Here is a 26,255-nt window from a genome sequence, read left to right as displayed (position 1 = left end):
CCGGCGGGATCAAATCCGGAAACTACCCACCAGTTGTTTCAAGCGCGCCGCTTGCTGTTCCAGGTCGGAACAGGCCCGCAAGGTTGATTGCAGGTTTTCCACACCTTCCTGATTGAGGGTGTTGATCTCGGTGATGTCCATGTTGATTGACTCCACCACCGAGGTCTGTTCCTCGGTAGCGGTGGCTACCGACTGGTTCATCCCGTCAATTTCGCCGATACGCTGGGTCACGCTGTTCAGACGCTCGCCCGCCAGGTTGGCGATTTCCACACTGTCCTGGCTGTGCCGCTGGCTTTCGCTCATGGTGCTGACCGAATCCCGGGCGCCGACTTGCAGCTCCTCGATCATCTTCTGCACCTGCTGCGCCGACTCCTGGGTGCGGTGCGCCAGGTTGCGCACTTCATCGGCCACCACCGCAAAGCCGCGCCCGGCTTCCCCGGCCCGTGCGGCTTCAATCGCCGCGTTGAGGGCCAGCAGGTTGGTTTGCTGGGAAATGCTGGTGATCACTTCCAGAATCTGCCCGATGTTCACTGTCTTGCTGTTAAGCGCTTCGATATTGGTGCTGGAGGCGCTGATCATCTGCGACAACTGGTTCATCGCCTTGATATTGCGTTCCACCACTTGCTGACCGTCTTCGGCCAAGTGCCGGGCATCGCTGGCCTGGTTGGAGGCCTGTGCGGCGTTGCGGGCGATTTCCTGGGCGGCGGCCCCCAGCTCGTTGATCGCGGCCGCGACGCTGTTGGTCCGGTTGGCCTGCTCGTCGGAATTGACCATCGAGGAATTGGAGGCGCTGACCACCCGCAGGGCCACTTCATTGACCTGCTCGGTGGCCGAGGAAACTTCGCGAATCGAGGTGTGAATCCGCTCCACGAAACGATTGAAAGCGCTGCCAAGCACGCCGAATTCGTCGTGGTTCTGGATGGTCAGGCGGCGGGTCAGGTCGCCTTCACCGTCGGCGATGTCTTCCATGGCGCGGGTCATGACGTGCAGTGGCTGCAGGAGGATGCGAATCAGCATGCCCAGCAGGGCGATGATGATGACCACGGCGATGATCGTGGCGATGATCGCCGAGGTGCGGAATTCGCTGAGCATGGCGAAGGATTTATCTTTATCCACCGACAGGCCGAGGTACCAGTTCACCGAGGGCAGGCCCTTGATCGGGGTAAAGGTGACGATACGTGTCTTGCCGTTTACCTCGACTTCACTGAAGTCGCTGCTGATTCGGGGGGTGTTGTTCGGATAGACGTCGGCCAGGGTTTTCATCACCAGGCCCTTGTCCGGGTGTACCAGCACTTTACCGTCGGCACTGACCAGGAAGGCATAACCCATGCCGCCGAAGTTCAGGGCACCGATGTTGTCTACCAGGGTTTGCAGGCTCAGGTCGCCGCCCACCACGCCGACACTCTGGCCGGCCTTGGTGCTGGGGGTGGCGATGGAGATGATCAACTGGCCGGTGGCCGCGTCAATGTAGGGTTCGGTCAGGGTTGAGCCGTTGCTGCCCTGCGCGCCCTTGTACCAGGGGCGTACCCGTGGGTCGAAGCCGTCGGGCATCTTGGTATCGGGGCGGATGACGAAGCCGCCCTTGCTGTCGCCAAGGTACGTGGCCATGAACGAGGACGTCAGGGCCTTCTGTTCCAGAAGGCTGGCGACGCTGGTTGAATCCGGGTTGATGGCGATGTTCTGTGCGGCGCTTTCTATTAGCACTATGCGCCCGGTAAGCCAGGTCTGGATGTTGCTGGCAGTGACATCGCCCATTTCATGCAGGTAGTTGTTCAGGTCGTCGCGAATCGCATTACGCTGCAAGTAGTCGTTGTAGAGGGTAAACAACGCAAAGGCGGCAATGACGACAAGAGCGGCGGCAAGCAGGATTTTATGGCTGAAACGCAGATTTTTATTCATGGCTTGTGGGGTCCGCTATGGTCTTAATATCCGATGCACGTCCTTCTGGGACGCGCGGAATGGCTGCGTCAAAAAAAGTGTGATATTTCCATCTGCTCCTGCAGGAATTATCCGGCCTGTTTTTCCAAGACTTTTTGGGTCTCTCGCTTTATCTGTATCGACCATTCAGCGCCAAAGATTAACCATGGGTGACAAAATGCCTGACTCCTCGCAACTCATTATTGGTGCAGATCTTCAGGGCCAGCCGATTGCCCAGTCGATGCGCCTGGCCAACCGCCACGGCCTGATCGCAGGCGCCACCGGCACCGGCAAGACCGTGACCTTGCAGCGCCTGGCGGAAGCTTTCAGCGACGCCGGGGTCGCGGTATTTGCCGCCGATATCAAGGGTGACCTGTGTGGCCTGGGCGCTGCGGCCAACCCTCAGGGCAAGGTCGCCGAGCGCATAGCCGGCATGCCTTTCCTTAATTACACGCCCAAGGCGTATCCGGTGACGTTGTGGGATATCCACGGCCAGTCCGGTCATCCGTTGCGCACCACCATGAGTGAAATGGGCCCGCTGTTGCTCGGCAGCCTGTTGGAGCTCACCGACAGCCAGCAATCGGCCCTCTACGCAGCCTTCAAGGTGGCCGATCGTGAAGGCCTGTTGTTGCTGGACCTCAAGGACCTCAAGGCGCTGCTGAACCATTTGCGCTATCACCCGGAGTTGCTCGGGGAAGACGCGGCCTTGATGACCATCGGTTCCAGCCAGGCGCTGTTGCGGCGCCTGGCGGTGCTGGAGCAGCAGGGTGCCGAAGCGTTGTTCGGCGAGCCGGCGCTGCAACTCGAAGACATCCTGCAACCGGCCAGTGACGGCCGCGGGCGTATTCATCTATTGGACGCCAGCCGGCTGGTGCATGAGGCGCCGAAGGTCTACGCGACCTTCCTGCTTTGGCTGTTGGCCGAACTGTTCGAGCAACTGCCGGAACGTGGCGATGCCGACAAGCCGCTGCTGGCGCTGTTTTTCGATGAGGCGCATCTGTTGTTTGCCGACACCCCCAAGGCCCTGCAGGATCGCCTGGAGCAAGTGGTGCGGCTGATTCGCTCGAAAGGCGTCGGTGTGTATTTCGTCACCCAGTCTCCCGGGGACTTGCCGGACACCGTGCTGGCGCAACTCGGCTTGCGCATCCAGCACGGGCTGCGGGCGTTCACCACCAAGGAGCAGAAGTCCCTGCGGGCGGTGGCCGATGGTTTCCGGCCCAATCCGGCATTTGATGCGCTGGCGGTGCTGACCGAGTTGGGTACAGGTGAGGCATTGGTGGGAACCTTGCAGGAAAAGGGGACGCCTGAAGTAGTCCAACGCGTACTGGTAGCACCGCCGCAATCGCGGATCGGGCCACTGAGCGAAGCTGAGCGGGCAGCACTGATTGCCAGTTCGCCATTGCAGGGGCGCTATGACAAGCCGATTGACCGTGAGTCGGCGTACGAAGTGTTGATGGCGCGCAAGGACTTGGGCCCGCAAGAGGATTCGACGCCCGCCGCTGAAGAGCCAAGCTTTACCGACAAGGCCGGTGCTTTCCTCGGTACTACGGCAGGCAAGGCACTGAAATCGGCGATGCAACAGGCGGCCAATCAGATGGGCCGGCAGTTGGTGCGCGGGTTACTGGGGTCTTTGTTAGGCGGCAGCAAACGTAAATAACGATGGGATCAAATGTGGGAGCGGGCTTGCTCGCGAAAGCGGTGGATCAGTCAATATATCCAGTGACTGACACGCCACCTTCGCGAGCAAGCCCGCTCCCACACTTGGTTCTACGCCGGTCTCAGGTTTTGGGTTTGGCGTGAGCGGCCAGCCGCTCCAGCGCAGCGCGTAAATTCGGATCGGTAATCCCGTCTGCCGTGGCCTGAATGGTTTCGGCGGCGATTTCCGACAAATCCATCGTGTGCCCCACCGCACCTTGCGGCACGGTCGGCGGTTGCACCTTGAACTGGATGCGCGTCAGGCTGGCGAATTCGTCGAAGGCCATCAATTGGCGCTGCAAACGTTTCTGCTGGTAGCGCAGGCGCGTCGCCCAATGGCCGTCAGTGACGATCAGCAGCAGATTGCCCTCGCGCCACGAGGCCACATGGCAGTGTTCGCGAGCGGCGGGCTGCAGTTGGCTTTCTACCAGGCGTTGCAGATGACCAAGGCGTTGCGCATGGCCGAAGATGGCTTTTAAAGGCTTGGCTTCGCGAAGCAACACGGCGGGAGCTCGGGCCGTAAGAGGGCGAAATGCCATGACTAGACACCTTAAGTAACAGAGAGGCCATGGTAGCAGAAAGCGTCTGCGACACCGCCGCCATTGCATTACCGGCAGTTTATCCATTAAATCAACGAGTAACTTATTGCCCGAATGGGTTGAAGTTCAGCAAAAAGCCCTTATTTTAAACAAGCCCTCCAAGAGCGCCGTGCCAGCATCGTGGAATAACGCCACTTTCCTCACCCACGTTTCCGGGTAGAATGCTCGTTCGCATGCGGCCGTGAGGGCTGCTCGGGCGACTCACGGGGCGCCCTCCATCCCTATGTGTGGAAGAACCTGCCGATATGTTTGCGCCTTTGTTAAAGAAACTTTTTGGAAGCAAGAATGAGCGCGAAGTCAAACGCATGCTCAAGACGGTGCAGCTGGTCAATGCCTTCGAAGAGCAGATGGTTGCCCTTTCGGACGAGCAATTGCGCGCCAAGACCGAAGAGTTCAAGGCCCGCATAGCCAAAGGTGAAACCCTCGACAAGCTGCTTCCCGAAGCCTTTGCGGTCGCCCGCGAAGCCGGTAAGCGTGTCATGGGCATGCGCCACTTCGACGTCCAGTTGATCGGCGGCATGACCTTGCATGAAGGCATGATTGCCGAAATGCGTACCGGTGAAGGCAAGACCCTGGTAGCTACCCTGGGCGTTTACCTCAACGCATTGTCCGGCAAGGGCGTGCACGTTGTGACGGTGAACGACTACCTCGCCCGCCGGGATGCCAACTGGATGCGTCCGCTGTACGAATTCCTCGGCCTGACCGTCGGCGTTGTCACGCCGTTCCAGCCGCCGGAAGAGAAGCGCGCCGCCTACGCTGCCGACATCACCTACGGTACCAACAACGAATTCGGTTTCGACTACCTGCGCGACAACATGGCGTTCAGCATGGAAGAAAAATTCCAGCGCGAACTCAATTTTGCCGTGATCGACGAAGTCGACTCCATCCTGATCGACGAAGCCCGTACCCCGCTGATCATCTCCGGTCAGGCCGAGGACAGCTCGCGCCTGTACACCGAGATCAACAAGCTGATCCCGCGCCTTGAGCAACACATCGAGGAAGTGGAAGGCGTGGTGACCAAAGAAGGTCACTTCACCATCGACGAGAAGACCCGCCAGGTCGAACTCAACGAAGCCGGTCACCAGTTCGTCGAAGACATGCTGACCCAGATCGGCCTGCTGGCTGAAGGCGAGAGCCTGTACTCGGCGCACAACCTGGGCCTGTTGACCCACGTGTATGCCGGCCTGCGTGCCCACAAGCTGTTCCATCGCAACGTTGAATACATCGTGCAGGACGGCCAGGTCGTACTGGTCGACGAACACACCGGTCGTACCATGCCGGGTCGCCGTTTGTCGGAAGGCCTGCACCAGGCGATCGAAGCCAAGGAAGCCCTGAACATCCAGGCTGAAAGCCAGACCCTGGCCTCGACCACCTTCCAGAACTACTTCCGTCTGTACAACAAACTGTCCGGCATGACCGGTACAGCCGACACCGAAGCGTTCGAATTCCACCAGATCTACGGTCTGTCGGTGATGGTTATCCCGCCGAACAAGCCGCTGGCGCGTAAAGACTTCAACGACCTGGTGTTCCTGACCGCCGACGAGAAATACGCTGCAATCGTCGCCGACATCAAGGAATGCATGGCCCAGGGCCGTCCAGTGCTGGTGGGTACTGCCACCATCGAAACTTCCGAGCACATGTCCAGCTTGCTGGCCAAGGAAGGCATCGAGCACAAGGTCCTCAACGCCAAGTTCCACGAAAAAGAAGCCGAGATCATTGCCCAGGCCGGTCGCCCGGGCGCACTGACCATCGCCACCAACATGGCCGGTCGTGGTACCGACATCCTGTTGGGCGGTAACTGGGAAGTGGAAGTTGCGTCCCTGGACAACCCGACCCCTGAGCAGATCGCGCAGATCAAGGCCGACTGGCAGAAGCGCCACCAGCAAGTGCTGGAGTCCGGCGGCTTGCAGGTGATCGCGTCCGAGCGTCACGAATCGCGCCGTATCGACAACCAGCTGCGTGGTCGTGCCGGTCGTCAGGGTGACGCCGGTTCCAGCCGTTTCTACCTGTCCCTGGAAGACAGCCTGATGCGCATCTTCGCCTCGGATCGGGTGAAGAACTTCATGAAAGCCCTGGGCATGCAGTCCGGTGAGGCGATTGAACACCGCATGGTGACCAACGCCATCGAGAAGGCCCAGCGCAAGGTAGAAGGCCGTAACTTCGACATTCGTAAGCAACTGCTCGAGTTCGATGACGTCAACAACGAACAGCGTAAAGTGATTTATCACATGCGTAACAGTTTGTTGGCTGCCACCAACATCGGCGAGACCATTGCCGATTTCCGCCAGGACGTGCTCAACGCCACCGTCAGCGCCCATATCCCGCCACAGTCCCTGCCTGAGCAGTGGGATGTTGCCGGCCTGGAAGCTGCGTTGAAGAGCGACTTCGGTGTCGACTTGCCGGTCCAGCAATGGCTCGACGAAGACGACCACCTGTACGAAGAAACCCTGCGCGAGAAGCTCATGACCGAGCTGCTGGCCGCTTACAACGAGAAAGAAGAGCAGGCGAGTGCCGAAGCACTGCGCACCTTCGAGAAGCAAATCGTACTGCGCGTGCTGGACGACCTGTGGAAAGACCACCTGTCGACCATGGACCACCTGCGTCACGGCATCCACTTGCGTGGCTACGCCCAGAAGAACCCGAAGCAGGAGTACAAGCGCGAGTCGTTCACGCTGTTCTCCGAACTGCTGGATTCGATCAAGCGCGATTCGATTCGTGTGCTGTCCCACGTTCAGGTGCGTCGCGAAGACCCGATCGAGGAAGAAGCCCGCCTGCGTCAGGAAGCCGAGGCACTGGCTGCGCGCATGCAGTTCCAGCACGACGAAGCGCCTGGTCTTGAGGCTCCGGAAGTATTGGGTGAAGAGGTCGATGTGGCCCTGGCCCAGGCCCCGGTGCGCAACGAACAGAAGCTGGGCCGCAACGAACTGTGCTGGTGCGGTTCGGGCAAGAAGTTCAAGCACTGCCACGGCGAAATCAACTAAGATTTTCGCCTGACGCTGCAACACCCCCGCGCCGCGACCGGCATCAGCCGTCGCGGCGTTTTGCCATTTCGTCACCGTCGATAGCGACGGGGTACACACCCAATATTTTTAGGAGCGCATTCATGGCTGTTGGTCTTGGTCCTTTGCCCACGTTGCACCCGGTTGCCGGTTTTGAACTCGGTATCGCTTCGGCGGGCATCAAGCGCCCGGGGCGCAAGGATGTGGTGGTGATGCGCTGTGCCGAAGGCTCGACCGTCGCGGGTGTGTTCACCCTGAACGCGTTTTGCGCCGCGCCCGTGATTCTGGCCAAGCAGCGTGTCGAAGGCCCGGTGCGTTACCTTTTGACCAACACCGGCAATGCCAACGCCGGGACCGGCGAGCCTGGCCTGGCCGCCGCTGCCCGCACCTGCGCCAAGCTGGCGGAGCTGACGGGCGTAGACGCCAGCCAGGTGCTGCCGTACTCCACCGGCGTGATCGGTGAGCCGCTGCCGGTAGAGAAAATCGAAGGCGCGCTGCAAGCAGCGCTGGATGACCTGTCGGTGGATAACTGGGCGGCTGCGGCTACCGGGATCATGACCACCGACACCCTGCCAAAAGGCGCCAGCCGTCAGTTTGTGCACGAAGGCGTGACCGTTACCGTCACGGGCATCAGCAAAGGCGCCGGCATGATTCGCCCGAACATGGCGACCATGCTGGGCTATATCGCCACCGACGCCAAAGTCTCCCGTGACGTGCTGCAAAACCTGATGCTCGACGGCGCCAACAAGTCCTTCAACCGCATCACCATCGACGGCGACACCTCGACCAACGATTGCTGCATGTTGATCGCCACCGGCCAGGCTGACCTGCCGGAAATCACCTCGTCCAACGGCGCGTATTTCGCCGCGTTGAAGCAGGCGGTGTTCGAAGTGTGCATGGACGTGGCCCAGGCCATCGTGCGCGACGGCGAAGGCGCCACCAAGTTTGTGACGGTTGAAGTCAACGGCGGCGGTAACCACCAGGAATGCCTGGATGTCGGTTACACCGTGGCTCACTCGCCGCTGATCAAGACCGCGCTGTTTGCCTCCGATCCGAACTGGGGCCGTATCCTGGCCGCTGTGGGCCGTGCCGGCGTGCCGAACCTGGACGTGAGCAAGATCGACGTGTTCCTCGGCGAAGTGTGCATCGCCAGCCGTGGCGCCCGGGCCGAGACGTACACCGAAGCCCAGGGTTCGGCGGTGATGCAGCAGGAAGAAATCACCATCCGTATCGAATTGGGTCGCGGTGAGTGCAGCGAAACCATCTGGACCACTGACCTGTCCCACGAGTACGTGAAGATCAACGCGGAATACCGCACCTGATACCAGGCAGGTCTTCAAACCGATTCAGAGGAAATAGTGCGGTGAAACGAGTTCATGTAGCAGCAGCGGTCATCCGGGGTGTCGACGGCAGGATTCTGCTGGCGCGCCGCGCCGATACCCAGCATCAGGGCGGCCTCTGGGAGTTTCCCGGTGGCAAGGTGGAGGCCGATGAGTCGGTCGCTACCGCGCTGTCCCGTGAATTGCAGGAGGAGCTGGGCATCCAGGTCACGGCGGCTCGTCCGTTGATCAAGGTGCAGCATGATTACCCGGACAAACAGGTGTTGCTGGATGTCTGGGAAGTCTCGGCCTTTAACGGCGAGCCCCACGGTGCCGAAGGCCAACCCCTTGAGTGGGTGGCCCAGCGGGACCTGCCGAACTATGAGTTTCCGGCAGCCAATGCGCCGATCGTTGCGGCGGCGCGTTTACCGGCTGACTACTTGATCACTCCGGGCGAGCTGGAGACACCCGTCCTGCTGCGCGGTATTCAAAAAGCCATCGCTGGTGGTATCAAGCTGGTTCAGCTGCGTGCCCCCAACGGTTACGACCCCAAGTACCGTGACCTGGCGGTGGATGCCGTGGGCCTGTGTGCGGGCAAGGCGCAACTGATGCTCAAGGGGCCGTTTGAATGGCTGGGGGATTTTCCCGCGGCCGGCTGGCATATGACCTCGGCGCAACTGCGCAAGTACGCCAGCAAGGGACGTCCTTTGCCGAAGGATCGCTGGTTGGCGGCGTCTTGCCACAATGCTGAGGAATTAGCCTTGGCGGAGTTGATGGACGTGGATTTCGTCACCTTGTCGCCGGTGCAGCCGACCCAGACTCATCCTGATGCCGAGCCGTTGGGCTGGGAGCAGGCACAGCAGTTGATCAGTGGGTTCAGCAAGCCGGTGTTCTTGCTCGGTGGGGTGGGTCCTGCTGAGCGGGAAAAGGCCTGGGAGGCTGGTGCTCAAGGTGTGGCGGGGATTCGGGCGTTCTGGCCTGAGGTTTAGGCATAACCCTGGCGAGTGGCCAGGGGAGCTGTTGTGGCGAGGGAGCTTGCTCCCGCTGGAGTGCGCAGCGCTCCCAATATTTTGGGTCTGCTACGCAGCCCAGCGGGAGCAAGCTCCCTCGCCACAGGTTGCAATCGGTCAGTAAGCGTCAGTGCGGCTTTGCCGCCGCCTGCCACAAGATCTCTGCAACGCCCTGGCGCTTGGCAATCACCCTGGCTGCCACAAAGAGCAAGTCCGACAGCCGGTTGATGTACGCCAACCCGACGCCTTCCAGCGGTTCCTCTGCATTCAGGTGCTGACACCGGCGCTCCGCACTGCGAGCCAGGCTTCGGCATACATGGGCCTGGGCAATCAACGCCGAACCACCCGGCAGAATGAAGTTCTCCAGCGGCCCGACCTCTTCATTCCAGCGATCGATCGCCGCCTCAAGGCGGTCGACTTCCGCCGCGTTCAGCGCCTTGTACACCGGCATCGCCAATTCGCCGCCCAGGTCAAACAGACGATGCTGGCAAGGTGTCAGCACCTCGATCACATCCTTCAACGCTGGATGCTGCCCGCTTTGTTCCTCCAATCCCGCCAGCAACAAACCCAACTGGCTGTTCAGCGCATCCACCTCGCCAATCGCCTCCACCCGTGGATGGTCCTTGGGCACGCGGCGGCCGTCGCCCAGGCCGGTTTCGCCCTTGTCGCCGGTACGGGTGTAAATTTTCGACAGGCGAAAGCCCATGGTTAGCGCTCCAGTTGAGTGAGTTCGTTGGGTGGCAATTGGCTGCCCGCCAGGGGCAGGCGCAAGGTGAAGCAGGTACCCTGGCCAAGGGTCGAATGCACTTCCATCTGCCCCTTGTGATTGTTGGTGATGATGAAATACGAAACCGACAACCCAAGCCCGGTGCCCTGGCCGATTTCCTTGGTGGTGAAGAACGGCTCAAACGTGCGTTTGCGCACGTTCTCGCTCATGCCGATGCCGTTGTCTTCCACCTGGATTTCTGCCCACGGCGGGTTGAGCCGGGTGCGCAGGATGATCCGGCCGGGCTCGCTGCCGTCTTCGCGCTGGTGAATCGCCTGGGCGGCGTTTTTCAGCAGGTTGAGCAGTACTTGCTCCAGTTCGTTGGCGGTGCCGGGGACCGGGCCCAGTTGCGGGTCGAACTGGCGGATGATCGCCTGGCCCTTGAAGTCGAAGCCGACGGTGAGGTCGAAGTCGTTGCCGGCAATTTCCACGGCCTGGTCGATCAAGGCCGGCAAGTCGCACGGCGCCATCTGCCGGTTGCTGCGGCGGCTGAAGCTGAGCATATGAGTGACAATTTTCGCCGCCCGGGCGCCAGCCTGCTGGATGCCGTCGAGCAACTGCGGCACTTCGCGGCTTTGCAGGTAGCGGTTGACCGAGTCCAGGTCGATGCCCGCCTGTTCGGCGTGCTCGAGGTTTTTCGGCAGTTCGTTGGACAACCGGCGGCGAATGTTCTGCACGTTATGCAGGATCGCTCCCAGCGGGTTGTTGATTTCGTGCGCCATGCCGGCGGCCAGGCCACCGACCGAGAGCATTTTCTCTGACTGCACCATCATTTCTTCCAGGGACAAGCGCTGGGTGATGTCGTCGATCCGGATCACCACGCCGCGCCCGGCACCGCCCATCAACGGGTAGAAGGTCAGGGCGTAGTGCTTGGGTTCGTCATCCTTGACCCAGGTAACGCGCTCGATCCGCTCTACGGTGTGTTGCTCTACCGTGGCCTTGATCTGCGGCAGGAACGGCTTGAGCGGCTGGAAGGCGAGGAAGATCGGCTGGTTCAGCGCCTCGTCCAGGCGGGTCCCGGAAAGTGCGCTGGCTTCCTGGTTCCACTGGGTGACGTAGAGTTGTTCGTCGAGGGCGATCAGCGCCGAGGGCATCGAGTCGATGATGCTGTTGAGGTAGTTCTGGAAGCCGGTGAGCTTTTTCTCGATCTTGCTGCGCACCTGGACTTCCAGTTCCAGCTTGCGGTTGGTGTGGCGGGTTTCTTCCGCCAGGCCCTGGGCTTGATCGTAGGCGGCCTGGGAATCGTCTCGCGCGCGCTTGAGTTGCTGCTCACGGGCTTCAATGCGCGAAAGCATGGTGTTGAAAGCTTCGGCGAGGCTGCCGATTTCATCATGATTGCCGCGCCCGGCGCGCAGGGCGTAGTTCTCTTCCCGGGTGACCTGGCGCGACAATTCTTCCAGTTCGTGGATCGGCCGGGTAATCAGGCGCTTGATCTGCCGGGCGATCACCAGCCACAGCAGCACGCTGAAGATCAGGATACCCAGGCTGGCGGTGAAGGTCCCGGTATAGAAAGCCACCGGCAGTTCGCTGCTGGCCACCAACAGCAAGTGCCCGGACGGTTTGCCGGCACGGGGTAGGGTGATCACCTGGTTGCTGCGAAATTCGGTGGTACGCCAGGTTTCAATGTCCCGGAAATTATCTGGCAGGTGCAGGCGATTGGCATGTTGCAGCTGGGCCAGGCGCGTGCCATCTCCGTCGTATAAGGCCGCGGCCCGCAATGGCGAGTAGCTGGTCAGTTCATCCAGCAGGGTTTGCGCCTTGAGCGGTGAGTCCAGGGACTCGGCGGCGAGCGACGGGTTGGACACCAGCCGACCGATGGCCTGCAAGGCCTGGGGCGCCATGCTTTCCTGGGAGATCCAGTAGGCGGCGCTGATAAAGGTCAGGTTGGCCACCAGCAAGACGGTGGTCAACAAAACCAGCAGGGCCGCCAGCAGTTTCTGCCCAACCGGTAGATTTTCGAGACGCTGGCGCAGTGGCATCAAGGTTTTCGCTGCAAAGGAACAAGCAGGCAGGGTAGCGCGTGCTTCAGTCGCTGGGCAATCCGCGTGCAGACAGTTGCCGTACCAGGCGCGCCTGGAGTTGTTGCAGGTGCGGCAAGCTCAGTTGGTGGCGGGCGGCCGCCTGGCAGGCATAGCCCAGCAAATAGCTGATTTCGGTGCGTCGGGCACTGGCCACGTCCTGGTACATCGAGGAGTAATTGGCCGCCGTGGCCTGGATTACCCGTTCCACTTCGCTGTGCAAATCTTCTGCGGCAGCGGGTTGGCCGCAGCATTCCAGCAGGTCGGCGAGTTCGGCGCACAGGGTGGCCACTTCGCACTGATGGGCTTGCAGCTCGCCATTGCGACATTGGTAAAGCACGGTCAGCGGGTTGATGGCGCAGTTCAGGGCCAGTTTGCGCCACAGGCGGGTGAGGATGTCGGTGCTCCACTCATGGGGAATGCCGGCGGCTTGCAGGTCATCCAGCCACAGCGGCGGAGTAGGGTGCCGAGCATCCCCCAGCCAGGTGTAGCCATGGCCGGCAAACACTACTCGCCAGTCACTCTCGCGAAACGCGCCTTCGGTGCTGGAGGCGAAGATGCAGCGTGCCTGGGGCAGTTGGGCGGCGACTGCGTCCTGGCTGCCAAGCCCGTTTTGCAACAGGATCAGTTCGGCGTCCGGCACCAGTCGATGTTCCAGCTGTGCGACGGCTTCCTGGGCGTCGTAGGCCTTGCATGCCACCAGCAGGCGATGAATTGGCCCAGGGCTGTCGGAGGTTTCGCCGACGACCGGGTAGGTGTGAGCCAGGCCTTGCTCGACCAGGGTCAGGCCATTGGCCGTCTGATAACTCGCCAACCGCCCGTGATCCCGCAGGATCAGGCGCACGGGCAGACCGGCGCGGGCCAGGCGGGCGGCCCACAGTGTTCCGAGGCTGCCGGCGCCGAGGACGTGCCAGGTGGTCGACATCAGTTTTTACTCCGTAAGGCTGCCCGCAGTGAACGAGGCGAAAGAACCGCTATAATGCCCGGGCATTTTAGCCCGGGCGTGCTCCATCTCTACTGAGCCGCGCCCCTTTTTTATTGGAGAAATTACATGCCGTCGTTCGACGTGGTATCCGAACTGGACAAACATGAAGTCACCAACGCCGTCGAGAACGCCGTCAAGGAGCTGGATCGTCGCTATGACTTGAAAGGCAAGGGCAGCTTCGAGTTCAAGGAAAAAGAGCTGACCGTCAACCTGACCGCGGAAGCCGACTTCCAGCTGGAAGCGATGATTGAGATCCTCAAGCTGTCTCTGGTCAAGCGCAAGATCGATGCACAGTGCCTTGAAATCAAGGATGCCTATGCGTCCGGCAAGCTGATGAAGCAGGAGGCCGTGCTCAAGGAAGGCATCGACAAGGAGCTGGCGAAGAAAATCGTCGCTCACGTCAAGGACGCCAAGCTCAAGGTCCAGGCCGCCATCCAGGGCGAGCAGGTGCGTATCACCGGCAAGAAGCGTGACGATTTGCAGGAGGCCATTGCTGCCCTGCGCGCCAAGACCTTCGACATGCCGCTGCAGTTCAATAACTTCCGCGACTGATAGCACTTTGGGGAACCTGTGGGCGTTTTTGACGTCCCACGCCCCAGAACCTGCGCCCACCATTGAGCCCTACGGGGCTCAATTGTATTTAGGGCCAACCAATAGGCCGAGCATCCGGTAAACAGGAGAATGTAGATGGACTTGAACGCTGAAGTGGATCACCTGATCAAGAGCTCGGAGTCATGGTTACCGATGATCATGGAATACGGCAGCCGATTTTTGCTGGCGGTGGTCACCCTGGCCATCGGTTGGTGGCTGATCAACGTCTTGACCCACCGAGTGGGGCGTTTGCTGGCACTGCGTAATGCGGACCTGGCGCTGCAACACTTCATTACCAACCTGGCGAACATTGCGCTCAAGGTCATGCTGGTGGTCAACGTGGCCTCGATGATCGGCGTCGCAACCACCTCGTTCGTTGCCGCGATCGGCGCCGCCACCCTGGCCATCGGCCTGGCCTTGCAAGGCAGCCTGGCGAACTTCGCCGGCGGCGTGCTGATTCTGTTGTTCCGTCCGTTCCGCATTGGTGACTGGATCGAAGCCCAGGGCACTTCCGGTACCGTCGACAGCATCCAGATCTTCCACACCGTGTTGCGCACCGGCGACAACAAGACGGTGATCATCCCGAACGGCAGCCTGTCCAACGGCCTCATCACCAACACCAACCGTCAGCCGACCCGCAAGGTGGTGTTTGACGTGGGGGTCGACTACGAAGCCGACCTGCAGAAAGCACGTGAAGTGCTGCTGGAACTGGCCAAGGATCCACGGGTACTGGCTGATCCTGCGCCGGCAGCCGTGGTTTCGACCCTGGGCGACAGTTCAATCACTGTATCCCTGCGAGTCTGGACCAAGACCTCGGATTATTGGGATGTGATGTTCATGTTCAATGAACTGGCACGTGACCGTTTGAAAGCGGCGGGGATTGATATTCCGTTTCCACAACGGGTTATTCGCGTCATGCAGGAAAGTGCTACGAAGTAATGCTATGACTTGCGGATCAAACTTGTCGGATGTGTCAGGTTTGATGTGTAGGATCAAACTAGATAGTTAGCTTGCTAGTTATGTGGTTATTGAGATCAAGTTGCAATAAAAAAGCCGCTCACTTGCGAACAAGTGAGCGGCTTTTTAGTTAGGGCCGAAACCCTAAGTCATCGTTGTAATCAAACTGCCAATTACAAGATGTTCAGCGGGTATTGCGCGATCAGACGCAGTTCGTCGATGGACGCCGAACCGTAGTACACACCATCGCTGGAGCGATAAGTGGCTTGACGCACGCGCAGGCTCAGGTCTTTTGCCGGGCCGCTCTGGATCACGTACTTGGCTTCGATGTCACGTTCCCACTCTTTGCCGTTCGAGGTGTCGGCGGTGTTGGCGCCGGTACCTTTGACGTAGCGAGTCATGAAGCTCAGGCCTGGTACGCCGAAAGTCGCCATGTTCAGGTCGTAGCGAGCCTGGAACGACTTCTCGTCTTCAGCGTTGAAGTCGGAACGAGCGATGGAGTTGGCAAGGAAGATCGTGCCGCCGCCGTCTACGCCGTAGCCGTAGTCACCGTCACCGCTGACCTTCTGGTAGGCCAGGGTAAAGGTGTGAGCCTGGATGGTGTACGCGCCTTGCAAGCTGTAGGCACGGTTGTCCAGTTTGGTGGTGCCGTCTTTCTCAGCCCGTTGCAGGCCAGCGCCATCACTTTTGGTGCTGTAGATGTTGAAGTCGACTGCCAGGGACTGCTCATTGCTGAGCGCATGGGTCCAGTTCAGGTTGGCGTAGGTTTTCTTCCAGTAGTCTTCGGTCTTCGCGTAGTAGAGGCTGGCGCTGACTTCTGGAGTCAGGGCGTAGACACCACCGATGAAGTCGGTTTTTGTCAGGCCCAGGCTGTCGCGGTAGGTCTGGGCTTGTGCCACGCTCGAAGTGAAGTGACCGCCTTCAAGTTTCAGGCCTTTGATCTCGTTGCTGGTCAGCGAGATACCCTGTGGCAATTCAGGCAGCAGACGGCTGTCATCGGAAGCGAATACAGGCGCGGTGGTGTACTGGTCGCCGATTTTCAGGACCGTATCGGAGATACGGAACTTAACTGCGCCGCCGCCCTTGGAGTAATCATCCTGAGCGCGACCGTCGGAGCCAGTTGGAAACAGGCCAGTGCCGGAACGACCCTTGCCGCTGTCCAGTTTGACGCCCAACAGACCGATGACGTCGACACCCACACCGATGGTGCCTTGGGTGAAGCCCGACTGGTACAGGCCGTTGAAGCCCAGACCGGTTTCGTCGACGCGGCTCTTGCCGGTGTCATTGTTACGGAAGTCGCGGCTAAAGTTCAGGAGGCGAGTGTTGATGCTGAAAGTACTGTCTTCAACAAAGCCCTTGGAATCGTCCTGGGAGGACGCCATTGCGAACTGCGAGGTGCCTGCTGAAACAGCCAGGGCGATCATGCTCCACTTCATCACGCGCATCGTGATTTGCTCCTTTGGTTTTAGGAAGAGTACTGCCGTCCCACCTATATTTTTGTCTGGGCGGCTCTTTCTTTTTTGTGTCGGCGCAAAGTTATATCACGCAGACATTATTGACGATACTTGCACATCTATCCTTTCAGCTTCTTTACGGGCCTGTCGTAAATTGCTAGCTCCATGTCGCAAATTCACAGTCCACTTGTAACCGGACTGACAACTTCAATGCTGTTTTAAAACCTTGGAAGCGGGGTGGAAAAGTCACCCCTGAAAGTTTCAACTCATCCCTGTCAGGCATTGAACCGCTGTTATTTTCCGTCGCGAAACACCTGCTTCCCGCCGGTGCCGTTGTCGACGATATGGGTGTGAATGCAACAAGCGTGCACAAACCCGTAACCGAATGTGATTTTTTCGTGAAAAGTGTCAACGGCCTGTAAAAACCGCATAAGCACGGGCTTTTTACGCCGTTTGGTTTGGCCTTGACGCGCCTGCCGCACTCCGGTTCGGTGGCGCATAAAACCTGTACCAGAGCAAAACGTTACCGGTTCACCCCGTTCGGTGGGTAGTTGGCGGATCCCTTTGAAGCACAAATGGGTCATTTTGGTGCAGTGCTTCACTGACTGCGTTTCTGCTCCCGTTCACCCTTGGCCTTTTGAAAGCCGTCTGGCTCAAGGTCTTGAAGCATGTTCTGCGTCCCGACTTTGACCAGAATTGGATACATTGGTCATTTAGCGTAGCTGAAATATTGGCCTGTCTCGAAATGGTGCGCTTTTTTTCGTGGCGTCCTGTTTGGGCGCATATTCGGCCACGCGCATTCGCCGTGAAGCGACCGGCATTCGCAGGTATGCTGGGCGCCTGAAACCTGACCCGCCGAACGGGAGTGACTGCTGTGTTCGCCTTAGATCCACGCCTTCAACAAGACACCTTGCCTATCGGGGATTTCCCCCTGTGTCGGCTGCTGCTTTCCAATGACTCGAATTACCCCTGGTTCATCCTAGTGCCGCGCATCGACGGTATCAGCGAAGTGTTTCAACTGGATGTCGCCGACCAGCAGCGGGTGTGGCAGGAAAGCACGGCACTGGCACAGTGGCTGAACGAAGGGTTCGGCGCCGACAAAATGAATATCGGTGCCTTGGGTAATGTGGTCAGCCAACTGCACGTGCATGTGATCGTACGCAAGCGCGACGACGCGGCCTGGCCTGCGCCGGTCTGGGGCAAGCACCCGGCGAAGCCCTACAGTGACGAGCAAGTGGTGGCAATTCGTGCGCGCCTGCGCGAGATCCTGCCGGCCGACTTCACGTTCCTGGAGGCTTGAGCCATGGATCTTCAAGCCCGCGTGACCGACCTGGAAAGCCGCCTGGCCTTTCAGGACGACACCATCGAGACCCTGAATGACATCCTGGTCACCCAGCAGCGTGCCGTGGAACGCCTGCAGTTGCAGATGACTGCGTTGCTCAAGCGCCAGGAAGAAATGGGCGGCCAGTTCGAGTCGTCCGAGGAAGAGGCGCCGCCGCCTCATTATTAATAAGGCAGGGGTTGACCCCCCGGGCATAAAAAAACCGCGATGCAGCCAGGCTGCATCGTGGTTTCTTTTTTTCGGGGTGCTGGAATCAGCGACGCGGCAATGCGGCGATCACATCTTCAGCTTGCAGCCCCTTGTCACGGTTCATGACGGAGAACTCCACGCGCTGGCCTTCCACCAGTACGCGATGGCCTTCGCCGCGAATCGCCCGGAAGTGGACGAAGATATCGTCGCCCGAATCCCGGGAAATAAAGCCGAAGCCCTTGGAGGTGTTGAACCACTTGACGGTCCCGGTATCCCGGTTGGTCATGTCGTAGCTTTGCGACGCAGCGGCCGGGGAGGAGCGGTAAAAACTGATGGCCAGATGAAGAACGATGGCGACCAGTGCTATTGCCAGGCTGAGCAGGACGGCCGGGTGGCCACCCACTTCAGGCATAGGCGCCAGCAGGGTGAGGGTTTGCACGACAACAGCCAGGACCAGCAGGGCGCTGACCAGGTTTTGCAGTTGATGACGCGGGCCTTTGTTCCAGTATGGAATGACTGGAGCCAGTGTCAGGTTAAGAAGACCAAAGAAGGTCAGGTAGAGAGCGTCAGGTTGCTGCAGGTAAGGCAGGGTCTCTGATCGCAGGCTGGGGATAAAGGACAGCAGCAAAGCTGCAGCGCCCGTTAGCAGGTGGACGATTTTCAACATTTTGATTAACTCACGTTAAGACGGATCACAAGGAAGAGCTGACGGGCACGGTTCGCTTCTGAACAATGGGAGGCGTTGGGCACGTGCACGGGTATCAGCCTATGCCGCTTGCCGCGAAAAATATCGGCGGCGACACGCTGCCTATTTAACAGCAAAGCCTGTGCCTACTCAAATCAAGCATTTCAGGCTGTTACAAGGGGCGCGGCATTTCTGCGTCAAACACTTGTCCTAGACAGGTGCAGGCTTTTTCGCAGGTGCTGGGTAATTTTTCCGGTAGCTGTTGAAGCCTTGCCTGTCGGGCAAGCCCGCTCTGCAAGGGGCGATTTGCCGCACCTTGAAAGGGTCAGCCAGGCTGCGCACGGCCGGCACTCTTGCTAGAGTGGTCCTGCACCTGATCAATGAATTTTTATCAATTGAAGGGGAAACACATGGCAATCGATATTGGTATCAGTGAAGAAGACCGTAAATCAATCGTTGATGGACTTTCGCGACTGCTTTCCGATACCTATGTACTTTACCTGAAGACCCACAACTTCCATTGGAACGTAACGGGGCCCATGTTTCGTACACTGCACTTGATGTTTGAAGAGCAGTACAACGAACTGGCGCTGGCGGTGGATTCAATCGCAGAGCGTATTCGTGCCCTGGGCTTTCCCGCGCCGGGTGCCTACTCGGTGTATGCGCGACTTTCTTCGATCAAGGAAGAAGAGGGTGTGCCAAGCGCTGAAGACATGATCAAGCAACTGGTCGAAGGCCAGGAAGCGGTGACTCGCACAGCCCGGGGGATCTTCCCGTTGTTGGATAAAGTCAGTGATGAACCGACGGCGGACTTGCTGACCCAGCGTATGCAAGTGCATGAAAAGACCGCATGGATGTTGCGTTCCCTGCTCGAAAACAAATAACACCGGTGGCGGGCGGGCGTCGAGCTGACGCCCCTCGCATGCCTGCTTTCCGGCGATTTCCGCGATTCCGCGAGCTTCCTGATACGCGCGTTGGCTTGTCCTACGGTGATCGGCTCCCTGTCTTCTGGCTGCACTTGTCGTCTTGATGTTTTATAGCTCAACGGCCAACGAGAACATGAGTGGCCGTCAGGCAATGGAGTGTCAAGTGTATGTCACGCGGAGCAGGTAATGGAGTTATGGAAACGTGCGGATTGCACAAGATAAAGGTAGATCCCTTTGCCAAGGGGTTCGATATGAACTTGGCCAGGCCATTGTCCCGATCGGTTCGGCTTAATGGTTTTTCGACGTGTTTGCGGCTCGAAGAGGTGTATTGGAATATCCTCGCGGAGATCGCCAGGATCAATACGTGTTCGGTCAGTGCGCTGCTGTCTTACGTGGACCGGGAAGTGCACTTGCGTTATGGCGGTGTAAAGAACTTCAGCGGTCTGGTCAGGGTGGTTTGCGTGGTGCATGTATTGAAAGGGCGGCTTGTCGCGCCCAGTGTCCAGCCGGACCCTGCATGAACCTTGTGCCGGGCGCCCGTCCCGGGATTGCCCTGGGTCGGGCGCCCGGCAGAAGCCTGCTGCAGTCATCTATATAAAGAGCAGCGCGCCGCTACGGCTGCACAGCCTCGATTTACCAGATATAATCCCGGGCTTTGCTGCGCATGCCGGGACTTTCCCACAGGATAGAGCCAGGGCAGGGCGTGGCGCAGTAATGATCTGATCGCCGAGACATCTCCATGCCCATGTACGACTATCAATGCGCTTCCTGTGGTCATCAGTTGGAAGCCATTCAAAAGATCAGCGCAGCGCCGCTGGTCGATTGCCCTGCCTGCCAGGCACCGGAGCTCAAGAAGATGTTGTCCATGCCGGGCTTTCGCCTGAGTGGCAACGGTTGGTACGAGACCGACTTCAAGACCGGTTCGAAGAAGAATCTGGCCGGCGGCGACAAAGCAGACTGAGTTGAACTCTACGCGCAGGCTCCTGCATTATCCGTCACCTGACTTAGCTGTACGGTGATGAGGCGGGCCTCCACCGAATTTCGAATTACGAGAAGCGAAACCACTATCATGATGCGCAGCCACTATTGCGGCCAACTGAACGAGACCCTGGAAGGTCAGGAAATCACCCTTTGCGGATGGGTTCACCGTCGCCGCGACCACGGCGGGGTGATCTTCCTCGATATCCGTGATCGTGATGGTCTGGCCCAGGTGGTGTTCGATCCGGACCGCGCCGAGAGCTTCGCCGCCGCCGATCGCGTGCGCAGCGAGTACGTCGTGAAGATCACCGGCAAGGTTCGCCTGCGTCCGGCCGGTGCCACCAACGCCAACATGGCGTCGGGCATGATCGAAGTGCTGGGTTACGAACTGGAAGTGCTGAACGAGTCGGAAACTCCGCCGTTCCCGCTGAACGAGTTCTCTGACGTTGGCGAAGAAACCCGCCTGCGTTATCGCTTCCTGGACCTGCGTCGCCCGGAAATGGCCGAGAAGCTGCGCCTGCGTTCGCGCATGACCACCAGCATCCGTCGCTTCCTCGACGAGAACGGCTTCCTCGACGTCGAGACGCCGATCCTGACCCGTGCTACCCCGGAAGGCGCCCGCGACTACCTGGTGCCGAGCCGTACCCACGCCGGTTCCTTCTTCGCCTTGCCGCAATCGCCACAGCTGTTCAAGCAACTGCTGATGGTCGCCGGCTTCGACCGTTACTACCAGATCGCCAAGTGCTTCCGTGACGAAGACCTGCGGGCCGACCGCCAGCCGGAATTCACCCAGATCGACATCGAGACCAGTTTCCTCGATGAAAAAGAGATCATGGGCATCACCGAGCAGATGATCCGCAACCTGTTCAAGGAAGTGCTGAACCTGGAGTTCGGCGAATTCCCGCACATGACCTTCGAAGAAGCCATGCGTCGTTACGGTTCCGACAAGCCAGACCTGCGTAACCCGCTGGAACTGGTTGACGTTGAAGACCAACTGAAAGATGTCGACTTCAAGGTGTTCAGCGGCCCGGCCAACGACCCGAAATGCCGTATCGCCGCACTGCGCGTGCCTGGCGCTGCGAGCATGCCGCGCAAGCAGATCGACGACTACACCAAGTTCGTCGGCATCTACGGTGCCAAGGGCCTGGCGTACATCAAGGTCAACGAGCGCGCCAAGGGCGTCGAAGGCCTGCAGTCGCCAATCGTCAAGAACATCCCTGAAGCCAACCTCAATGTGATCCTGGATCGTGTTGGCGCGGTTGACGGCGACATCGTGTTCTTCGGTGCCGACAAGTCGAAGATCGTCAGCGAAGCGCTGGGTGCACTGCGGATCAAGGTCGGCAACGACCTGAACCTGCTGACCTGCCAGTGGGCGCCGATGTGGGTTGTCGACTTCCCGATGTTCGAAGAAAACGACGACGGCAGCTTCAGCGCACTGCACCACCCGTTCACCGCGCCGAAGTGCACGCCGCAAGAGCTGGAAGCCAACCCGGCTGGCGCTCTGTCCCGTGCCTACGACATGGTGCTCAACGGCACCGAGCTGGGTGGCGGTTCGATCCGTATCCACCGCAAGGAAATGCAGCAATCGGTCTTCCGCCTGCTGGGCATCAACGAAGATGAGCAGCAAGAGAAGTTCGGCTTCCTGCTCGACGCCCTGAAATACGGCGCGCCACCCCATGGCGGCCTGGCCTTTGGCCTGGACCGTCTGGTGATGCTGATGACCGGTGCCCAGTCGATCCGTGAAGTGATTGCCTTCCCGAAAACCCAAAGTGCTGCCGACGTCATGACGCAAGCGCCGGGTGTGGTGGATGCCAAGGCACTGCGCGAGCTGCATATCCGTCTGCGCGAGACACCAAAGGCTGAGTAAGGCCGCAGCGTGAAAGCGCGATAAGGTTTTACATTGTCAGCTAAGGGCGCATCTTCGGATGCGCCTTTGCGTTACAAGGGCTGCACGTTAAAGAGGGAAGTCCCGCCTGGGGCGGGATCGACAGGTTTCTACAGAATTTCGGAGTTGTGTTATGGCTGGCCATTCCAAGTGGGCGAACATCAAGCACCGCAAAGAGCGTCAGGATGCCAAGAAAGGCAAGATCTTCACCAAGTGGATTCGCGAGCTGACCGTTGCCGCGCGCCAGGGTGGCGGTGACCCGGGTTCCAACCCGCGCCTGCGCCTGGCCCTGGACAAAGCCCTCGGCGCCAACATGAGCCGCGACATCATCGACCGCGCCGTGGCCCGTGGTGCCGGTGCGGCCGATACCGACGACATGGTCGAGTTGAGCTACGAAGGCTACGGCCCGGGTGGCGTGGCGGTGATGGTCGAGTGCATGACCGACAACCGCAACCGTACCGCGGCTGCCGTGCGCCATGCGTTCAGCAAATGTGGCGGCAACCTCGGCACTGACGGTTCGGTGGCCTACCTATTTGAGCGCAAGGGGCAGATTTCCTTCGCGCCTGGCGTGGATGAAGATGCGCTGATTGAGGCGGCAATGGAGGCCGATGCCGACGACGTGGTGACCAACGAAGACGGTTCCATCGACGTGTTCACCTCGTTCGCGGGCTTCTATTCGGTGCGTAACGCCCTGGAAGCGGCTGGTTTCAAAGGCACCGACGCGGAAATCGTGATGCTGCCGACCACCAGCGCCGAGCTGGACCTGGACGGGGCGCAGAAGGTACTCAAGATGCTCGACATGCTTGAAGACCTGGATGACGTGCAGAACGTCTATTCCAATGCCGATATTCCGGAATCGGTGGCTGAACAGCTAGGCTGAAGGATGATGCAGATCTAATGTGGGAGCGGGCTTGCTCGCGAAGGCGGCGTGTCAGTCAGTCAATACGGTGACTGATACACCGCCTTCGCGAGCAAGCCCGCTCCCACATTTTGATCTTGGCTATATCAAGAATTTTTTATCCAACTGCAGGCGTTATGACTCTAATCCTAGGTATCGACCCCGGTTCGCGAATCACCGGCTTTGGCGTGGTCCAACAGACCCCGCGAGGCTGCGTGTACGTGGCGTCGGGCTGTATCCGTACCGGCGCCGGCGAGTTGGCCGAGCGCTTGCAGATCGTGTATCGCGGCGTGCGTGAAGTGATCCAGACCTATGGGCCGGTGACCATGGGCATCGAAAAAGTGTTCATGGCGAAAAACGCCGACTCCGCCCTGAAGCTCGGCCAGGCCCGCGGTGCGGCCATTGTGGCCGGAGCCGAGGAGGGCATGGAGATCGCTGAATACACCGCGACCCAGGTCAAGCAAGCCGTGGTCGGTACCGGTGCTGCCAATAAAGAGCAGGTGATGATGATGGTCATGCACATGCTCAAACTCACCGCCAAACCGCAAATCGATGCCTCCGACGCCCTGGCCATTGCCATTTGCCATGCCCATACCCGTTCCAGCCTGATGCCCCATGGCTTGGGGACCGCACGCAGTCGTGGCGGCCGGCTGCGTCTCTGATAGCATCAGCGCATTCATTCTGCGTGGGGTGCATGAACGGCCTGTGCTGTCGGCCGGCATGCCCGCGTTATTACCGGCCAGGCCTTGATTTGAGCCGATTCTTAAGGATTCGAACGTGATTGGACGCTTGCGCGGCACCCTGGCTGAGAAACAGCCACCGCACCTGATTCTGGATGTAAACGGGCTGGGTTATGAGCTTGAAGTGCCCATGACCACCCTCTACCGCTTACCGTCGGTCGGTGAACCGCTGACCCTGCACACTCACCTGGTGGTGCGCGAAGACGCGCAATTGCTCTATGGGTTCGTTGGCAAGCGTGACCGGGATTTTTTCCGTGAGCTGATCCGCCTCAACGGCGTGGGGCCGAAGCTGGCGCTGGCGCTGATGTCGAGCCTGGAAGTGGATGAATTGGTGCGCTGTGTGTCGGCCCAGGACACGTCCGCGCTGACCAAGGTGCCGGGCGTTGGCAAGAAAACCGCCGAGCGCCTGCTGGTGGAGCTCAAAGACCGCTTCAAGGCCTGGGAGGTTGTGCCGAGCATGTTTGCCCTGGTGCCCAACCAGCCTGATGCGCCGGGTGTGCCGGTGGCCAGCGCTGAAAGCGATGCGGTCAGCGCGCTGATCTCCCTGGGCTACAAGCCGCAAGAGGCGAGCAAGGCCGTGTCAGCCATCAAGGACAAGAACCTGAGCAGCGAAGACATGATCCGCCGCGCCCTGAAGGGAATGATTTAAGTGATTGAAGCTGATCGTCTGATCGCGGCCACCGGGCCTCGTGATCGTGAAGAAATCCAGGACCGGGCGATTCGCCCCCTGAGCCTTGCCGAATACATCGGCCAGCCCACCGTGCGCGAGCAGATGGAGCTGTTCATCCAGGCCGCGCGCGGGCGCAGCGAGTCCCTGGACCACACGTTGATCTTCGGCCCGCCCGGGCTCGGCAAGACCACCCTGGCCAACATCATCGCCCAGGAAATGGGCGTGTCGATCAAGTCCACCTCCGGCCCCGTGCTGGAGCGCCCGGGCGACCTGGCGGCGCTGCTGACCAACCTGGAGCCCCACGACGTACTGTTTATCGACGAGATCCACCGGCTTTCGCCCATCGTCGAGGAAGTACTGTACCCGGCCATGGAAGACTTCCAGCTGGACATCATGATCGGTGAAGGCCCGGCGGCGCGCTCGATCAAGCTCGACCTGCCACCGTTCACGCTGGTGGGTGCGACCACCCGTGCGGGCATGCTGACCAACCCGCTGCGAGACCGTTTCGGGATTGTTCAACGTCTAGAGTTCTATAGCACGGCGGATCTGGCCACCATCGTCAGCCGTTCGGCGAGCATCCTTGGCTTGCCCCTGGACCCGGAAGGCGCCTTTGAAATCGCCCGCCGCGCCCGTGGTACCCCGCGGATTGCCAACCGTCTGCTGCGCCGGGTGCGCGACTTTGCCGAAGTGCGGGCCAAGGGGCATATCACCAAGCCCGTGGCAGACCTGGCGCTGAACCTGCTGGATGTGGATGAGCATGGCTTTGATCACCAGGACCGGCGCCTGCTGTTGACCATGATCGAGAAGTTCGACGGCGGCCCGGTGGGCGTGGACAGCCTCGCCGCCGCCATCAGCGAAGAGCGGCATACGATTGAGGATGTACTGGAGCCGTATCTGATTCAGCAGGGCTACATCATGCGCACGCCAAGGGGGCGTGTGGTCACCCGGCATGCGTATCTGCACTTTGGGTTAAACATTCCGTCACGATTGGGCGAGATGCCCGTAGTAGACGAATTCCTCGATGCAGTAGACGATTAAAAACGCTTGGCGATTCGATTTATTCGGAGTTTGTGCTGTCCTAGTGGCTGGCGTCGTCATTCTTTCGTTAGAAATGTGCCACAGAATGAAAAACAGTTGCCTGGCCGGATTGGCAACCTGAGGAGTAAGCACTAGAGTATGCGCGCGCAAAACGGGGATCAGTCGTTCGCACATCGCTGTCGCGTTTATTACGAGGACACCGATGCTGGCGGCATCGTTTATTACGTCAATTACCTAAAGTTCATGGAGCGGGCTCGAACCGAGCGGCTACGGGAGCTGGGCTTTGCCCAATCCCAGCTGGCAGGGGAGGACCTGTTGTTTGTCGTGCATTCCAGCGAGGCGCGTTACCACGCGCCGGCGCGACTGGACGACGAGCTGCTGGTCAGCGCAGAAATAACCGAATTGAACCGTGCCAGCCTGCGCTTTAAACAGCAGGTCAGGCGGGCTACGGATGCAACGCTGCTCTGTGAGGGGCAGTTCCTGGTGGCCTGTGTTCGCACCAATAGTTTGAAACCCCGGGCCATTCCCGAAACTCTACGCGCGGCCTTTGCCGGCGTGAGCGGCGCGGGTAAACATTCAGAGCAGGAGATTTAG

24 protein-coding genes and 1 pseudogene are annotated in these 26,255 nt (G+C 59.6%); 17 read left to right on the top strand and 8 right to left on the bottom strand.

Going from position 1 to position 26,255, the window contains the following annotated elements:
• Window positions 1–9 precede the first annotated feature (9 nt).
• Together AC3WKX_RS16190 and AC3WKX_RS16185 are read right to left on the bottom strand one after the other, a co-directional pair.
• Window positions 10–774 (bottom strand): methyl-accepting chemotaxis protein, encoded by a 765-nt coding sequence (locus tag AC3WKX_RS16190; protein ID WP_371132408.1) that lies wholly within the window; start codon window positions 772–774, stop codon window positions 10–12.
• A gap of 93 nt (window positions 775–867) precedes the next feature.
• Window positions 868–1,899: pseudogene (locus tag AC3WKX_RS16185) on the bottom strand (HAMP domain-containing protein); the annotation flags it as partial.
• A 196-nt stretch (window positions 1,900–2,095) separates the two neighbouring features.
• On the opposite strand from AC3WKX_RS16185, the gene AC3WKX_RS16180 reads away from it, so the two are divergent.
• Entirely contained in the window at window positions 2,096–3,574 is a 1,479-nt protein-coding gene (locus AC3WKX_RS16180; protein ID WP_102605694.1) for a helicase HerA-like domain-containing protein, read from the top strand.
• A gap of 121 nt (window positions 3,575–3,695) precedes the next feature.
• Here AC3WKX_RS16180 and AC3WKX_RS16175 read toward each other — a convergent pair whose 3' ends face one another.
• Window positions 3,696–4,151: a DUF721 domain-containing protein gene (locus AC3WKX_RS16175; protein WP_008432358.1), complete on the bottom strand. Its 456-nt coding sequence runs from the start codon at window positions 4,149–4,151 to the stop codon at window positions 3,696–3,698.
• 305 nt (window positions 4,152–4,456) lie between these two features.
• Between AC3WKX_RS16175 and secA the strand changes: the two genes are divergently transcribed.
• The 3 genes from secA (at window position 4,457) to AC3WKX_RS16160 (ending at window position 9,518) form a co-directional block, all read left to right on the top strand.
• Window positions 4,457–7,192, top strand: coding sequence for a preprotein translocase subunit SecA (gene secA, locus AC3WKX_RS16170; RefSeq protein ID WP_003209775.1), 2,736 nt, complete (start codon window positions 4,457–4,459; stop codon window positions 7,190–7,192).
• Window positions 7,193–7,314: 122 nt separating this feature from the next.
• Complete coding sequence (gene argJ / locus AC3WKX_RS16165; protein WP_003209777.1) at window positions 7,315–8,532, top strand: bifunctional glutamate N-acetyltransferase/amino-acid acetyltransferase ArgJ; 1,218 nt, start codon at window positions 7,315–7,317, stop codon at window positions 8,530–8,532.
• 41 nt (window positions 8,533–8,573) lie between these two features.
• Entirely contained in the window at window positions 8,574–9,518 is a 945-nt protein-coding gene (locus tag AC3WKX_RS16160; RefSeq protein ID WP_102605682.1) for a Nudix family hydrolase, read from the top strand.
• A gap of 148 nt (window positions 9,519–9,666) precedes the next feature.
• Here the strand turns inward: AC3WKX_RS16160 and AC3WKX_RS16155 are convergent, their stop codons facing one another.
• From AC3WKX_RS16155 to AC3WKX_RS16145, 3 genes are read right to left on the bottom strand one after another with little or no spacing between them, the layout of a single operon-like run.
• Window positions 9,667–10,245, bottom strand: a complete 579-nt coding sequence (locus AC3WKX_RS16155) for a cob(I)yrinic acid a,c-diamide adenosyltransferase (RefSeq protein ID WP_008432363.1) — start codon at window positions 10,243–10,245, stop codon at window positions 9,667–9,669.
• Window positions 10,246–10,247: 2 nt separating this feature from the next.
• Window positions 10,248–12,284, bottom strand: a complete 2,037-nt coding sequence (locus tag AC3WKX_RS16150; RefSeq protein WP_003209782.1) for a sensor histidine kinase — start codon at window positions 12,282–12,284, stop codon at window positions 10,248–10,250.
• Between the two features lie 46 nt (window positions 12,285–12,330).
• Entirely contained in the window at window positions 12,331–13,248 is a 918-nt protein-coding gene (locus AC3WKX_RS16145) for a putative 2-dehydropantoate 2-reductase (protein WP_102605681.1), read from the bottom strand.
• A 126-nt stretch (window positions 13,249–13,374) separates the two neighbouring features.
• Here AC3WKX_RS16145 and AC3WKX_RS16140 point away from each other — a divergent pair, with 126 nt between their 5' ends.
• Window positions 13,375–13,860 carry a YajQ family cyclic di-GMP-binding protein gene (locus AC3WKX_RS16140; RefSeq protein WP_003209785.1) on the top strand — a complete coding sequence of 162 codons (486 nt, stop codon included), beginning with the start codon at window positions 13,375–13,377 and terminating at the stop codon, window positions 13,858–13,860.
• Between the two features lie 135 nt (window positions 13,861–13,995).
• On the top strand, window positions 13,996–14,838 hold the full coding sequence (locus AC3WKX_RS16135; RefSeq protein WP_102605680.1) for a mechanosensitive ion channel family protein: 843 nt from the start codon (window positions 13,996–13,998) through the stop codon (window positions 14,836–14,838).
• 191 nt (window positions 14,839–15,029) lie between these two features.
• On the opposite strand, the gene AC3WKX_RS16130 is transcribed toward AC3WKX_RS16135, so the two are convergent.
• On the bottom strand, window positions 15,030–16,301 hold the full coding sequence (locus tag AC3WKX_RS16130) for an OprD family porin (protein ID WP_003209790.1): 1,272 nt from the start codon (window positions 16,299–16,301) through the stop codon (window positions 15,030–15,032).
• A gap of 883 nt (window positions 16,302–17,184) precedes the next feature.
• Between AC3WKX_RS16130 and AC3WKX_RS16125 the strand changes: the two genes are divergently transcribed.
• Both AC3WKX_RS16125 and AC3WKX_RS16120 read left to right on the top strand, forming a co-directional pair.
• On the top strand, window positions 17,185–17,610 hold the full coding sequence (locus AC3WKX_RS16125; protein WP_003209794.1) for an HIT domain-containing protein: 426 nt from the start codon (window positions 17,185–17,187) through the stop codon (window positions 17,608–17,610).
• 3 nt (window positions 17,611–17,613) lie between these two features.
• The gene (locus tag AC3WKX_RS16120; RefSeq protein ID WP_003209796.1) at window positions 17,614–17,820 is read left to right on the top strand and encodes a SlyX family protein; all 207 of its coding nucleotides are present in this window, start codon (window positions 17,614–17,616) and stop codon (window positions 17,818–17,820) included.
• An 85-nt stretch (window positions 17,821–17,905) separates the two neighbouring features.
• On the opposite strand, the gene AC3WKX_RS16115 is transcribed toward AC3WKX_RS16120, so the two are convergent.
• Entirely contained in the window at window positions 17,906–18,508 is a 603-nt protein-coding gene (locus AC3WKX_RS16115; protein ID WP_003209798.1) for a cold-shock protein, read from the bottom strand.
• 428 nt (window positions 18,509–18,936) lie between these two features.
• On the opposite strand from AC3WKX_RS16115, the gene AC3WKX_RS16110 reads away from it, so the two are divergent.
• From AC3WKX_RS16110 to ybgC, 9 genes are all read left to right on the top strand, one after another.
• Window positions 18,937–19,410 (top strand): Dps family protein, encoded by a 474-nt coding sequence (locus AC3WKX_RS16110; protein WP_003209800.1) that lies wholly within the window; start codon window positions 18,937–18,939, stop codon window positions 19,408–19,410.
• A 209-nt stretch (window positions 19,411–19,619) separates the two neighbouring features.
• Window positions 19,620–19,973: a ribbon-helix-helix domain-containing protein gene (locus AC3WKX_RS16105; RefSeq protein WP_043225921.1), complete on the top strand. Its 354-nt coding sequence runs from the start codon at window positions 19,620–19,622 to the stop codon at window positions 19,971–19,973.
• A 218-nt stretch (window positions 19,974–20,191) separates the two neighbouring features.
• Complete coding sequence (locus tag AC3WKX_RS16100) at window positions 20,192–20,413, top strand: FmdB family zinc ribbon protein (protein ID WP_003209804.1); 222 nt, start codon at window positions 20,192–20,194, stop codon at window positions 20,411–20,413.
• 108 nt (window positions 20,414–20,521) lie between these two features.
• A complete protein-coding gene (gene aspS, locus AC3WKX_RS16095) occupies window positions 20,522–22,297 on the top strand; it encodes an aspartate--tRNA ligase (RefSeq protein WP_003209808.1) in 1,776 nt (591 codons plus the stop codon).
• 151 nt (window positions 22,298–22,448) lie between these two features.
• On the top strand, window positions 22,449–23,195 hold the full coding sequence (locus AC3WKX_RS16090) for a YebC/PmpR family DNA-binding transcriptional regulator (RefSeq protein WP_003209810.1): 747 nt from the start codon (window positions 22,449–22,451) through the stop codon (window positions 23,193–23,195).
• A gap of 155 nt (window positions 23,196–23,350) precedes the next feature.
• Window positions 23,351–23,875, top strand: coding sequence for a crossover junction endodeoxyribonuclease RuvC (gene ruvC / locus AC3WKX_RS16085; protein WP_003209812.1), 525 nt, complete (start codon window positions 23,351–23,353; stop codon window positions 23,873–23,875).
• Window positions 23,876–23,990: 115 nt separating this feature from the next.
• Window positions 23,991–24,602 carry a Holliday junction branch migration protein RuvA gene (ruvA, locus tag AC3WKX_RS16080; protein ID WP_003209814.1) on the top strand — a complete coding sequence of 204 codons (612 nt, stop codon included), beginning with the start codon at window positions 23,991–23,993 and terminating at the stop codon, window positions 24,600–24,602.
• Entirely contained in the window at window positions 24,603–25,661 is a 1,059-nt protein-coding gene (gene ruvB / locus AC3WKX_RS16075; RefSeq protein WP_003209815.1) for a Holliday junction branch migration DNA helicase RuvB, read from the top strand.
• 138 nt (window positions 25,662–25,799) lie between these two features.
• Complete coding sequence (ybgC, locus tag AC3WKX_RS16070; RefSeq protein ID WP_008432379.1) at window positions 25,800–26,255, top strand: tol-pal system-associated acyl-CoA thioesterase; 456 nt, start codon at window positions 25,800–25,802, stop codon at window positions 26,253–26,255.

It is taken from the genome of Pseudomonas sp. GP01-A4 (assembly GCF_058780865.1).
Note: the sequence above shows the minus strand (reverse complement) of the source record. Positions and strands in the feature narration are given on the sequence as shown.